The organism is Vibrio sp. 9-16B-A1 (assembly GCF_056726165.1).
Genome location: NZ_JBSDZD010000002.1, coordinates 490,741 through 503,637, shown reverse-complemented (window position 1 = coordinate 503,637; position 12,897 = coordinate 490,741). Strand labels below are relative to the sequence as shown.

The window sequence follows — 12,897 nt, the reverse complement described above, 5'->3', positions numbered from 1 at the left end:
GGCGGCGTATGTGCTTAACACATACGCCGTTTTGCTATCTGCCAGTTTGACTGGCGGATCAGATCCCCGAGCTCAGCAGCGAGGCGATTTTTCTTACATCCGTGCCTTTGAGAAAAGCAAACTCAATCTCACCCAGGCCAGAGGCCCAGATCTTGAATTCCGCATCCAGGTCAAAAGTACCGGCGGTCTCTACCGAAAATGCGGTGATCTTGCTGTAAGGCAGGCTGAAGAACTCAGATTTCTTGCCCGTTATACCCTGTACATCGATGGTGATCATTCGCTTGTTGGTTAACACCAGCATGTCGCGCACGGTTTTGTACTCCAGCACCACGGTCTCATTATCCTGGATCAGAAAGCCGTACCGCTCTTCACCTTCACCGGTGTCCTGCTCGGTAAGCCCGACGAGTTTTAAGCCTTTAAACATTTTGTCTCCCTTACTGAAAAAGCTGCCTGGTCCTTAGCAGTGTAGCAGCAAGTCCCTGTGACTGGCTTTAACTCCTGTGGGTGGATTACACGTTGCGTGATCGGGCATTGAAATTCAGCTGACAGAAGGTGCGCAGGGCATAAGCTCAGACATCAGCTAATCTGCTCAGTGCCAAGCGCCGGTAGCACTGAGAGCAGCATCAGCAGCGCCAGGGTAAGTTTGAACGAGCGCTGCCTGAAGCGGGTATTAAGCGCGGTTGAGACTTTTCTCCCCATCCACGCCCACAGGGTATTTGCGAACAATCCCGTGATGGTGAACACCAGCGCTATGACTGCAACCGAGAGCCAGTAATGAGATGGCAGACTATAGCTGGTTACTACCGCCAGAGATGCTACCCAGGCTTTAATATTACTTAGCTGAAACAGCCCTGCCTGAGTTAAGCCCAGCGGGCTGCTTTTTCTGCCACTGGCTGAAAATGGATCGCTGATAAGCAGCTTTATGGTTAACCAGAGCATATAGCTTATTCCTGCGTACTTTATCGTAAAGTACCATTCCGGATGACTTTTCAGCGCCACACCAACCCCGCCTGCGCAGAGCAGAATTAATCCTGTTACCCCGATACGTATTCCAACGATATGCCGCACGGTTTTACGCACGCCAAACTGCGCACCGGAAGCCGCCAGCAGAAAGTTATTTGGCCCTGGCGTGATAGCGGTTGTTAATGCAAACAGGCTCATCGCCGGCAGCAGTTCCCATACAGTTGTCATCATTACCTCCTGATCTGTTATTAACAGCGAGGGTAATAGAGCAGTTGCGCCAGGCCCTATTGTTAATGCGTCACCATGACAATTCTCTTGTTTCAATCTTTTCAGGCCTTTTCTATCCTGAACAGAATAGTGAAATGTACCCTTTCGGAGAGTGACAATGTTTGTGCCAGACATAACCGGGCGAAGCGGAACCAAGTTTATGGCGTTGGCCGATGCATTTGCTGAGGTGATTGAGAGCGGAGAGCTGAAGCCTGGATCCAAACTGCCTCCACAGAGAATTCTCTCCTACCGGCTTGGTGTGACAGTGGGAACCGTGACCAGAGCCTATCAGGAACTGGAGCAGAGGGGGCTGACTCAGCCCAAAGTCGGCAGTGGTACCTATGTCCGTGACAGGCAGACAGAGCTGGATCATTTCTACCTGCCCGTATCCGAACCTGAAGGGGTCGATCTCGCTTTGTGCCGGCCTCTGTTACTTTCCCAGCAGACGCACCTTGCCTCTGCGCTCAAAGAGTTGTCGCAGGAGCCGGTTGCCCAGACGGCAGTACTTGGCTATTACTCTGCTGATGGCCTATTAGGGCACAACCAGATCCTGCAGAACTGGTTGTCAGACAGGCTTGGGACCGGGCCGGATGCACGACGTCTGCTTTGGACTTATGGTGGTCAGCACGGCATTTCTGTGGTTATTAACGCGCTGACCCGGCCGAAAGACACCATATTGGCGGAGGGCCTGTGTTATCCGGAGTTTGTCCGCGCCTGTCAGCAGGCTGAGCGAAAACTTGTACCGGTGAGGCTGGATGAACAGGGGCTGGATCCTGAAGATCTTGAGCTGCACTGTAAGCGCCACCGTCCTAAGCTGCTTTATCTCACCCCGGGAGTGCAGAACCCGACCGGAGTTCAGCTCAGTGACAGCCGCCGGCTGCAGATAATCGAAATCTGTCGCCGTTACAAAGTGCTGATAGTTGAGGATGATGTGCTCTATTGTCCTCCGGCTTACCGAAAGAGTCCATTGGTGGCCATTGCTCCGGATATTACCGTGTATGTCGGCAGCTTCTCAAAGTACTTCGCTGGCGGATTACGGGTTGGTTATCTGGTCCTTCCCCTGTCACTGAAAGAGCCGGTACACCGGGCAGTCCGCGCCAGTTGCATGCACGTCAGTCCTCTGATGGTGGACCTGGTCTGTCGCTGGCTGTCCAATGGTGCGATGGAGGTGGTGGATGCTGAGATCGCAATGGAACTCAGTGCCCGGCACCGGATCTGGCGGACGGCATTTCCGGATATAAAAGTGGATGTTCCGGGTTACAACGTGTGGCTTCCTCTGCCTGAGCCTCTGACGGGCTATCGTTTTGCAGGGATGCTGCTTGAAAAGGGCGTGAGGGTTCGTGAGGCGGAAATGTTTGTAGTGGGCGGGTACCCGGTTCCTGGAGCGGTCAGGATCTCTCTGGCGAGTCCGATAAGCCGGTCGCAGCTTCATGCCGCTCTGGAAGTGGTAAAACAGCAGTTGTTGGAACTTAGTCAGTAGCCTTTTACTTACTTTGCCTGCCATCTTTCTGCATAATCCTGTTTCCCGGATTGTTCATCTGTTCATCCAGCTCGGTTTTGATTTGCTCACTTTCTGACTCTGAAATCAGTTTCTGGCGGACGAACTTATTTAAATGGGACTTCTGAACGGTTGCCAGCATGTTGTTCAGCCACCGTACCTGAGCTTCGGCGGTCAGCAGCGGATGTTGCGTGTCGAGTTGATGGATCATGTTTTCACTTTGCTGGTGCCAGCTGCGCCAGATGGACAGGATTCTGTCCCTGATCAGAACATCAATGGGTTGCTCATCGAGGAGAGACTGAAGTTCGGTCAGGGTAAATTCGGAGGTCAGAAGCCGGGCCCAGCACATCTCGTAGCGGAACAGAATATCAGGCTCGTGGCTTTGTTTCAGTAAAGTCAGTTTTCCTTTCCAGTAACCGGGAGAGAAGGAGCGCACCGGCTGTTGATAGGTGTGTCTTGCCGCGTCCATTTCCCGATCCAGCTGCTCTTTTTGTACCCGGTAAATTTCCCCTGAGATCATGCCCTGCTCAAAAAGCAGGTGCAGATATCCGGCTTCGATACTGAGCCCCCTCATGATCAGTCGTTTGAACATCCCTTCTGTTCCTGCCTGCGAGCTGTACAGGTACTGAAGCTGTTTTTGTTGCTGCGTGAGACTGTATTTGAGGGACAGCAGCAGTTCTTTTTGGGTGATCTGTTCATCCAGGGAGGTGGTATTGAGGCTGAATCGCTTCGCCAGCGGAGACAGGGTTAACCCCTGAATCACGATGGTAAATGCCACGGCACCCATGGCAATGGCAAGCAGGGATTCCTGTTGTTGTATATCCAGGGCCGTGGAGTGCGTCACCGCCAATATTGCCAGTGCCAGGGTAACCGCACCTCTCAGTCCGCCCCACAGACAAATGTGCTGATAGGATGCGGGCAGGGAGTAGGCGTGCCGCCGCAGACGACCGAAGAACGGCAGCATCCCGTAAACCAGAATACTTCTGGCGGCGAGCATGCTGATGACGACCAGCAGGGTGCTCAGCCAGTGCTGGGCGATAAGGCTGATATTAAGCCACATTCCGACCAGAATAAAAATAAACGCTTTGGCGAGTTCGGACAGATAATTCCAGAAGCTGTCGAGGTAGCGGACAGATGCGGTGCTGACCGGAAGCGGCGCATTCTGAGAAAGAACCAGCCCACAGGCTGTCAGGGCGATGATGCCACTGGCCGCCAGGTATTCATCAGCAATGATAAAACAGCCGGTCGCCATGATAAGGCTGATACTGATCTCGATATAGGGCTCATCCGGCAACCTGCCCATCAGCCAGACGAGGAAGTGTCCGCACAACCAGCCAAAAAGGGCACCTGCGCCAAACAGCCACAACAGTTGCCAGCTGCTGGTCAGGACCATCTCACCTGCGCTCAGTTCTGCGGCCAGGATAAGAACGGCGATCTTGTACAGTGCAATTACCGTGGCATCGTTGAGCAGGCTTTCCCCTTCCACTATGGTGACCAGATCTTTGGGTGCGCCGGATTCCTTAAAAATGGCAATGGTCGCGCTGGGGTCGGTAGCACTGAGAATGATGCCAAGGAGCAGGGCGACTTCCGGTGTCAGCCCTGCGATGAATATCAGAGCAGCACTTATCACCAGGGTTGAAAAGAGCACGCCGGGCAGGGCCATAATGGTCACAGCCCCGAAGTTCGCCGTGAGTTTGGAGACATCAAACCGGTAGGCTGCTTCAAAGATCAGCAGAGGAAGCAGGACGTAGATAATGGTTTTGTGGGCGATGTCAGCACTGAGAAACACTGTGATCCCGGCTGGCAGTACCGGAAACTGAGTCAGGGTCAGGCCGGCGAAGACCAGAATGACCGGCAGGGGGACCCTGATTTTCCGTGCGGCCAGGCGCGCGATAACCGACACCACCATAAAAGCGATGATTGCTAAAACTGCGGGAATGAAGGTGTCAGATGCGTCCATAAACAGCCTGCGGCGGAAGTTACGGTAACTCCCCTTAAGCATGGTTGAGAAACGGCGGATCTTCCTGTTTTTTAATGGCTTCAGCGGTCAGGGCTGGTGCCGGCCCGGTACTGGCGCGGACTGTGCCGGTACTTCTGCTTAAAACACTTGGAAAAATAGTTACTGTCGGCAAACCCGCACTGTTCAGCCACAGTTTGTATGGATGCGTTGGGTGATTCTGTAAGTATTCTTGCAGCGCGACTGAGCTGCAGTTCTCTCAGATACTGGTTGGGCGAGGTATTGAGAAACTGGCGGAACAGGCGTTCGAGCTGGCGTTTGCTGACAAAGGCGGCGCGGGCGATGGCGTCGCTGCTGATGTCTGTTTGTGTCAGGTTCTGCTCGATATGGATCAGAGCCCTGCTGAGCGCGAGTGTGGTCTGGGGCAGCTCCTGGTCCTGGGTCTGATAGAGGCGGGCGAGGGCAATAACCAGTTGCTGCATCAGACTGGTCAGCATGACTTCGAAGCCGGGTAAGCCCTGCTCATATTCCTGTCTTATCTCATCTATTAACCGGACTATGTTGGGAAGTTGTGCGCTGTCGAGAGTCAGCTTTGCCCTGAAATCGCTGGTCTGACGGGCAACCGGCTCGACCTTGAACATGGCCTGGTAGCCGGATAGCTGGCGCATTGACGTGCGTTCAAAGAAAGGTGCAGCAGGGTCAAACATCAGGTTGATCACTTTGAGCTGGTCAACATCGCAGAAACCGTGCTCGATGTCGCCATTAATAACAAACACGTCGCCCTTGCTGATCGGGTACTCAAAGCCGGCAACGGTATGTTTTGCGCTGCCACTGACCACCAGAAAAAGCTCTGAAAAATCATGTTTGTGTGGGGCAAAATCGCAGTCGTGTTCTCCTTCCACACAGGCAAACCTGAGCTGCGGATATTTCAGATGACTGCTGAGGTGATAAGTGATGCCCATGTCGCTATTTTCCTTTTTGTTGTCGCTATATTGGTAGAATAGCGCGCGAGCTCAGCATACTATTTCAGCACGATAAAACCAAATCCGGCTATGCTTTATACCGGTTGTATCGCGGAACTGGCTAGTGGAACCGGGGTATGATCTGCTCATAAAGTGCCATGAAACAAAAGGTTAACTTGTATATGAATCATGAAGCTATTCGCCAGGCGCAACAGGCGCTGGTACCGGTCAGCCGTCAGGCGGCGGTGGAAGGCATTGTGCTGCTGAAAAATGACCAGGACGTGCTGCCGTTCAGAAAAGGCCAGACTGTCTCCCTGTTTGGCCGTTGTCAGATTGACACTTACCGCAGCGGTACCGGCTCGGGTGGCGCGGTAAACGTGCCCTATGCGGTCAGTGTGCTGCAGGGCCTGAGAGAAAATGAAACGATACAGGTTAACGAAGAGCTGGTGGCGGTCTATCAGAAGTGGATTGCGGATCACCCGTTTGATCATGGCGGTGGTGGCTGGGCGGCTGAACCCTGGTTTCAGCAGGAGATGCCACTGAATGATGAGTTGGTTGCCCGCGCTTCGCAGCAGTCGGACAAGGCAGTAGTGTTTATTGGCCGTACCGCCGGTGAGGACCAGGACAATGCCGACCTGCCAGGCAGCTATCGTCTGACTGAAGAAGAGACCGGGATGATCGCCCAGGTCTGTCAGCATTTTGAAGACGTCATCGTAGTGCTGAACGTGACCAACATCATCGATATGTCCTGGCTGGAAACCATCGAAAACAGAGCAGCGATTAAAGCCGTGCTCTACAGCTGGGCAGCAGGCATGGAAGGCGGCCACGCGCTGGCGGACGTGCTGAGCGGGACGGAATCACCAAGCGGACGCCTGACCGACAGCATTGCCTATAAGCTGTCTGACTATCCGTCTTCGGCCAACTTTGGCAGTACAGAGGACAATCTGTACCAGGAAGATATCTACGTCGGGTACCGTTACTTTGAAACCTTTAACCCGCAGGCGGTGCAGTTTGAGTTTGGTGCCGGTCTGTCTTATACCCGGTTCAGCCGTCAGCTGGTGGGTTATAAAGAGTTGGGTGAGGGTGCGCAGAAACAGCTGGAATTTGAAGTGGAAGTGCAAAACAGCGGCGATCAGTACAGCGGTAAAGAGGTTGTTCAGCTGTATGTGGAGTCACCACAGGGCCAGCTGGGCAAACCAGCCCGTGCGCTGGCCGGGTTCGTCAAAACGTCACGGCTGGCACCGGGCGAGCGTGAAGTGGTAACAGTTTGCGTGCCGTTATCCGTACTGGCTTCCTATGATGACAGCGGCGTAACCGGCCACCGCAGCAGTTATGTGGTGGAAGCAGGACGTTATCAGTTCTTCCTTGGCGGAAGTGTCCGTCAGGCGGAGCCGGTGCAGGCCTGCTTTGAACCGCAACAGCTTTTGGTGGTTGAACGCCTTTCGGAAGCCGGGGCTCCGGTGCGGGAGTTTCAGCGCATTAAACCTGGCAGTCGCAGTGACAATGGCGTCTATGACGTGGATTACGAGAGTGTACCGAAAAGACAGGTCGATTTGGCGCAGCGCATTGAAGCCGGTTTGCCGCCAACGCTGGAGCTGACGGGGGACAAAGGTATTAAGCTGATGGACGTCAAGCAGGGGCGTGAGTCCATGGATGCCTTTATTGCTCAGATGACACCGGAGCAGATGGCGACCATAGTGCGTGGTGAGGGGATGTGCAGCCCTAAAGTAACACCGGGAACGGCAGCAGCGTTTGGTGGTGTCTCGGACAGTTTGTTCAGTCTCGGCATTCCGGTTGCAGCAGCTGCAGACGGGCCATCGGGGATCCGTATGGACAGTGGTCATAAAGCCACTCAGGTTCCGATTGGTACCCTTTTGGCCTGCACCTGGAACGAATCACTCAACGAGCAGCTGTTTTATCTGGTGGGTCAGGAGCTTCAGGCGAACAGGATTGATACCCTGCTTGGCCCAGGGATCAATATTCACCGTCATCCGCTAAACGGGCGTAACTTTGAATACTTCTCAGAAGACCCGTTTATGACCGGCACCATAGCAGCTGCGCAAACCCGGGGTCTGAAGCAGGCTGGTGTGTCGGGCACTATCAAGCACTATGCCGGTAACGACCAGGAAACCGCGCGGGTGGATGTGGACAGTGTGATGTCCGAGCGCGCCCTGCGGGAAGTGCACATCAAAGCCTTTGAAATGGCCGTCAAACAGGGCGGGGCATCCACCATTATGACTGCGTATAACCCGGTTAACGGTCACTGGGCAGCGTCAAACTACGACCTGAATACCACTATTCTGCGCGGCGAGTGGGGTTACACCGGTATCGTGATGACCGACTGGTGGGCCAAGATGAATAATCCGGCAGAGGCAGGTGTGGAGGATAAGGCCTTCACCTCTTACATGGTGCGGGCTCAGAATGACCTGTATATGGTGGTCGAAAATGATGGAGCAGAGAGCAATGCAATGGGAGACGATACCCTGGCCGCACTTGAGGCAGGAACCCTGACTCTGGGTGAACTGCAGCGATGCGCTGCCAATATCTGCCGTTTTGTTATGGCTGCGCCTGTGATGGACAGGCCGCTGAAAGCTTATGAGCCGGTCAAACCTTTTGCGCCGCTGGCAGAAAAACCACAGCAGCAGACCTGCCCTGTGGGGCAGGTGACAGCTGCGGGGGTGAAAACCGATACCTCGCTGGTTCTGGAAGTGGCACAGGCGGGTGTGTATCACTGCCGTGCTGTAGTGAAATATGACCTTGGTCCGGTGGCGCAGTCTTCCTGTAGTCTGAGCCTGAATGGAGAGTTTGCCATGTCGCTGTTCGTTAACGGCACCGATGGAAAGCAGGCAGAGATTGAAGGGCTCGACATTCGTCTTGAGCCAGGTTGTTACCAGCTCGATATCGGCTTTGTGAAACCCGGAATGGAGCTTGAAAAACTGATGTTCATCCGGCGGTAATGCGTTACGCGGAAACGAAACGGCCCTGCATGGTTTGCAGGGCCGTTTTTTTCACGCACAATCGGGCCTGTGTTTTATTTTATTAACGGTCAGATCAAAGAGTATGGAAAAGCTACTTATCAGCGCCTGTTTGCTGGGTGAAAAGGTACGTTATAACGGTAGTGGCCTGTTTATCGGAGAGGCGGAGTTTGAGTGGCTGAAAGGGCATTTTGAACTGGTACCGGTATGCCCGGAAGTTGCCGGTGGTCTGCCAACGCCAAGAGAACCAGCCGAGATCAGGGGAGGCAATGCTGCTGCAGTGTTCTCTGCTGAAGCGCAGATAATCACAATAAGCGGGTCTGACGTAAGCGGCGAGTTTGCAGATGGTGCCCGCAGGGCGCTGGAAGTATGTCAGCAGCAGGGGATCCGCTACGCGCTGCTGACCGATGGCAGCCCATCATGCGGAAGCTCGCAGGTTTATGATGGCACGTTCAGCGGGACGAAACAGCCTGGCGAAGGGCTGACCACAGCGCTGCTTCGAAGGCATGGTATCAGGGTGTTCAGCCAGCACCAGCTCGGTGAGCTTGAAAAAGTGCTGGCTGAATAGTCACATTTCTCAGGCCGAAATTGTGCTCTGAAGCAGTAACTGGTCAAAGTCACTGCGCGATTGCTGGGCTTCATCCGACAGTGCCTGTTTGGCCTGCTGGCATTGTTCAAGATGAGCCAGTGCCGACTCAAGGGCTTCTTCCAGTCCGTCCGGCAGCAGGTGCTCCGGATTATCCTGCTGGTGTTCCAGCGCATAGGCGCGGATACGTTTTTTTACTTCCATCAGCTCAGCCATTGCCTGACGTTCATTTTCTGCGGCAAGCTGAGCGGCATCGCGGCACTTCTCAAACCGCGCCAGGGCGATGCCTTCCAGAGACCAGGGGTCAATCTCCGGAAGGGCATCTATATTTATCGTCGGCTCTTCATACTCTTCCTGGTGACGGATATCCAGACTGGCGGCACGCACAAACGATATCATCAGCATCACTGAGATCCCCAGCAGCGGCAGGCCGCCAACGATAGCCGCGGTTTGCAGGGTGTCCAGTCCGCCCATAAACATCAGCACCGTTGGCAGAAATGACAGCGTAAAAGCCCAGAACAGCCGGTTCCAGCGCATCGGTTCTTCACTGACATCGTTTTGTACCACCGAGGCGAGAATGTAGGAGATGGAGTCAAACGAGGTTGCGGTGAAGATGATGCACAGCAGGGTAAAGACGGCGATCACCATGGTGCCGAGCGGCAGCTTATCCAGCATGGCAAAAATGGCCGCGGGTGCGCCGGACTCGTTGAGCAGGGCGATCACATCCAGCTCGCCGGTCAGCTGCAGCGACAGGCCGTAATTACCCAGTACGATAAAGAACAGGAAGCAACCCAGAGAGCCATAGAAAATCGACCCGCTGACCATCTGCTTAATGGTGCGCCCACGGGAAATCCGTGCAATAAACAGCCCCATACACGGTGCAAACACCAGCCACCAGGCCCAGTAGAAAATGGTCCAGTCCTGTGGGAAGTGGGTGTTGTCAAAGCTGGCATAGCCACCAAAAGGCTCAGCCCAGGTCGCCATTACAAAGAAGTTGGACAGCATGCGCCCGAGGGCATCGAGTCCGGTTTCAAGCATAAACACGCTCGGCCCTGCGATGAGTACAAACGCCAGCAGACCCATGGCGCCCCAGAAGTTGATATTGCTGAGCAGTTTGATCCCGCGCTCTAAACCCGCGTAAGCCGAGTAGCCAAATATGGCCGTGCACAGCAGCAGTACCGCAACCTGGCTGTATGTATTGTTGGGCAGGCCAAACAGATGGTGAAGTCCGCCATTGATCAGTGGCGCGGCAAGGCCGAGCGTAGTGGCTGCACCGCCCAGCATACCGAAGATAAACAGTACATCGACCAGCTTACCCGGCGCGCCTTTTGAGCGGCGCTCACCCAGAACCGGAAGCAGGGCTTCTGAGATTTTCAGTACCGGCGATTTGCGCACATAGAAGAAGTAAGCGATCGGCAGGGCAGGGATAAGATAGATGGACCACGCAATCGGGCCCCAGTGAAACAGCCCGTAAGTCGCGGCCCATCGAACCGCTTCTTCGCTGCCAGGCTCAAGCTGAAACGGTGGTGACTGATAGTAGTAGGCCCATTCAATGCAGCCCCAGTAAAGAATGCTGGCACCGATGCCGCCGCAAAACAGCATTGCCGCCCAGGAAGCGGTGGAGAACTCTGGCTTTTCCTCTGCGTCGCCAAGTTTGATCTGACCGAGGTCACTGAAGATCACATACAGCATAAAGCAGATTGCCCCAAGGCCGAGCAGCAGGTAGAGCACGCCGAGTTTATCGGTCAGGAACCATTTGGCGGTGGCGATCCATTCACTGCCCTGAGCGGGAAACAGAACAAGGGGGACAGTAACGGTAAACAGCAGTAAAAGCGCGCCGATAAAAGTCGGTTTATCAATAAGGTGTGAATTCATAACGCAAAATCCGGGTATGATTTTGCCGAGTCTGCGCGTGTTTGTGCCTGGCGGCAAATCAGGATATTTGTCGTCACGATAAACGTGGCTGACTGGATACTGATGGCAGAAGTTAAGGCGTGAGCAGGAGAAGGCAGGCTCAGAGCCTGCCTGTCATATCAGCCGTTGATTTCGTTAAAGAATACGATGGCTGGTTCACAGCTCAGCAGAGACTTCGTTTCCAGTGTATCAAGAAGGCTCAGGAAGTGTGGGGTCTGGCAGTGCGTATCGAAAGCGGCCTGATCCAGAAAGTGTTCCTGAAACAGGAAAGTGCCGGTCTGCTCTTTGGCCTGAAACAGCTGATAACGCAGGTTACCTTCTTCGTTACGGGTTGGAATCAGCATTTTTTCAAGTTCGCTCTTCAGTTCCTGTTCTTTGCCGGCAGCTGCGTGAAAAGTGGCAGTTAAATGAATCATGTTGTGTTTCCTTTGTTTTTTTATAGGTAGTGGGTGTTACAGGTAGCGCCCCTGGCGCTGGATAAACTCGATCTTGTAGCCATCCGGATCCTGAATGAAGAAGAAGGTCGCAAGGTGACGTTCGTGGTGGCTCAGGGCTTTTATCTCCCCGGCTTCAATACCGGCGTCAAGAATACGGGCCCGGGTTGCTTCCAGATCTTCAGCAGTGACGGCAATATGGCCGTAACCCTCACCCAGTTGATACGGCTGGCTTTGGTCGTGATTCATGGTCAGCTCAAGCTCGGCTTCTGATTCCGGATTACCCAGATAGGCCAGGGTGAAACCGTCAAAGACGAATTTGTCCCGAAGCTCCATCCCCAGTGTTTTAGCGTAGAAATCGACAGATGCGTCCAGGTCACGAACGCGGAGCATGGTGTGAATAAATTTGGTCATGATTGCCCTCCCGGATTTGGTGCGGCAAGGATAAGGGAGGGCGAAGAGTAAAGGGTAGTACCTGAGTACTATCCCGAAATTAATTGCTGTGATGAATGTATTTACTGGATCGCCAGCTGTTGCTCGACAATATCCTGAATGTTGCCTGGCTGACGCAGATAGACCAGACAGGCGCAGCGCAGCAGCGAAGAAAAGTTAGGCACATCACCGGTGTAATCCAGTGCTTCGCGGTACAGGGAACTCAGAAAGCGTGACAGAGGCAGTTGCTGTTTGGCGGCTATCTCTTCCAGGACTTCCCAGAAGCTGGTTTCCAGTTTAATACTGGTGACGTGGCCGTCCAGGCGGACAGAGCGGGTTCGGTACTGATAGCTTTCGACCGGCTGATGGGAAAAAATCTCGCACATATTGATACTGAATTGCTGACAAAGATGCCCATAGTGCCAATCTGTATGCTTGCAGGCAAACAGAAACTATCCCGGGGTCAGGATTTGCCCGGGAAGGTAAGCTGATGCTGAGAGGGATTAAACCAGCAGGGCGATAATGCCGCCGAGGGTTGCCGCAGCGGAAAGATATTGCCCCGCTGAGTAAGATACGTCTTTTTCTTCTTTGAACTCATCAGGGTGGTCCATACCCAGAGCGCCGTGCGCGAAAGACTCGACATCATCGCCGATGGTTTTGTTTGCCGCTTCGGCTGCCTTGCTCTCGTGCTCAATATTCTGCAGTGCCGCAAGCAGGGCTTTGCCCTCTGCTGACAGAGTAACCTGGTTGGCCTGCGGGGCCTTTGCCGCTTCAGAGGCGGCGCCGTCGGCGGGTTTGGCGGTCTGGGTAACCGGCGGCTGGGACTGAACCCGTGCTGCATCCGATCCGATAACTGTCATCACGCTCTCCTTTACTGCTTCTGAATAATATATCGGCAGGACCAGGAAT

General features: G+C 54.0%; 12 protein-coding genes. 3 read left to right on the top strand and 9 right to left on the bottom strand.

The window, feature by feature from the left end; all coding sequences use genetic code 11:
• Nucleotides 1–58: 58 nt before the first annotated feature.
• Together ACVB80_RS05905 and ACVB80_RS05900 are read right to left on the bottom strand one after the other, a co-directional pair.
• Nucleotides 59–424, bottom strand: coding sequence for a PH domain-containing protein (locus ACVB80_RS05905; protein WP_481080336.1), 366 nt, complete (start codon nt 422–424; stop codon nt 59–61).
• A 152-nt stretch (nt 425–576) separates the two neighbouring features.
• Complete coding sequence (locus ACVB80_RS05900; RefSeq protein WP_481080335.1) at nt 577–1,191, bottom strand: LysE family translocator; 615 nt, start codon at nt 1,189–1,191, stop codon at nt 577–579.
• 157 nt (nt 1,192–1,348) lie between these two features.
• Between ACVB80_RS05900 and ACVB80_RS05895 the strand changes: the two genes are divergently transcribed.
• Nucleotides 1,349–2,710, top strand: coding sequence for an aminotransferase-like domain-containing protein (locus tag ACVB80_RS05895; protein ID WP_481080334.1), 1,362 nt, complete (start codon nt 1,349–1,351; stop codon nt 2,708–2,710).
• 4 nt (nt 2,711–2,714) lie between these two features.
• Here ACVB80_RS05895 and ACVB80_RS05890 read toward each other — a convergent pair whose 3' ends face one another.
• Together ACVB80_RS05890 and ACVB80_RS05885 are read right to left on the bottom strand one after the other, a co-directional pair.
• Entirely contained in the window at nt 2,715–4,688 is a 1,974-nt protein-coding gene (locus tag ACVB80_RS05890; RefSeq protein ID WP_481080333.1) for a cation:proton antiporter, read from the bottom strand.
• An 80-nt stretch (nt 4,689–4,768) separates the two neighbouring features.
• Nucleotides 4,769–5,647 carry a helix-turn-helix domain-containing protein gene (locus ACVB80_RS05885; protein WP_481080332.1) on the bottom strand — a complete coding sequence of 293 codons (879 nt, stop codon included), beginning with the start codon at nt 5,645–5,647 and terminating at the stop codon, nt 4,769–4,771.
• Between the two features lie 182 nt (nt 5,648–5,829).
• On the opposite strand from ACVB80_RS05885, the gene ACVB80_RS05880 reads away from it, so the two are divergent.
• The gene (locus tag ACVB80_RS05880) at nt 5,830–8,604 is read left to right on the top strand and encodes a glycoside hydrolase family 3 protein (protein WP_481080331.1); all 2,775 of its coding nucleotides are present in this window, start codon (nt 5,830–5,832) and stop codon (nt 8,602–8,604) included.
• A 103-nt stretch (nt 8,605–8,707) separates the two neighbouring features.
• Entirely contained in the window at nt 8,708–9,190 is a 483-nt protein-coding gene (locus ACVB80_RS05875) for a 2-thiouracil desulfurase family protein (protein WP_481080330.1), read from the top strand.
• 9 nt (nt 9,191–9,199) lie between these two features.
• Here the strand turns inward: ACVB80_RS05875 and ACVB80_RS05870 are convergent, their stop codons facing one another.
• The 5 genes from ACVB80_RS05870 to ACVB80_RS05850 all read right to left on the bottom strand — a co-directional run bounded on the left by ACVB80_RS05870 (nt 9,200) and on the right by ACVB80_RS05850 (nt 12,848).
• Entirely contained in the window at nt 9,200–11,083 is a 1,884-nt protein-coding gene (locus tag ACVB80_RS05870) for a BCCT family transporter (RefSeq protein WP_481080329.1), read from the bottom strand.
• Between the two features lie 158 nt (nt 11,084–11,241).
• The gene (locus tag ACVB80_RS05865) at nt 11,242–11,538 is read right to left on the bottom strand and encodes a putative quinol monooxygenase (RefSeq protein ID WP_481080328.1); all 297 of its coding nucleotides are present in this window, start codon (nt 11,536–11,538) and stop codon (nt 11,242–11,244) included.
• Nucleotides 11,539–11,574: 36 nt separating this feature from the next.
• Nucleotides 11,575–11,970 (bottom strand): VOC family protein, encoded by a 396-nt coding sequence (locus ACVB80_RS05860; protein ID WP_481080327.1) that lies wholly within the window; start codon nt 11,968–11,970, stop codon nt 11,575–11,577.
• A gap of 101 nt (nt 11,971–12,071) precedes the next feature.
• Nucleotides 12,072–12,374 carry a ribbon-helix-helix domain-containing protein gene (locus ACVB80_RS05855; protein ID WP_481080326.1) on the bottom strand — a complete coding sequence of 101 codons (303 nt, stop codon included), beginning with the start codon at nt 12,372–12,374 and terminating at the stop codon, nt 12,072–12,074.
• Nucleotides 12,375–12,491: 117 nt separating this feature from the next.
• Nucleotides 12,492–12,848: a hypothetical protein gene (locus tag ACVB80_RS05850; RefSeq protein ID WP_481080325.1), complete on the bottom strand. Its 357-nt coding sequence runs from the start codon at nt 12,846–12,848 to the stop codon at nt 12,492–12,494.
• Nucleotides 12,849–12,897: the final 49 nt, after the last annotated feature.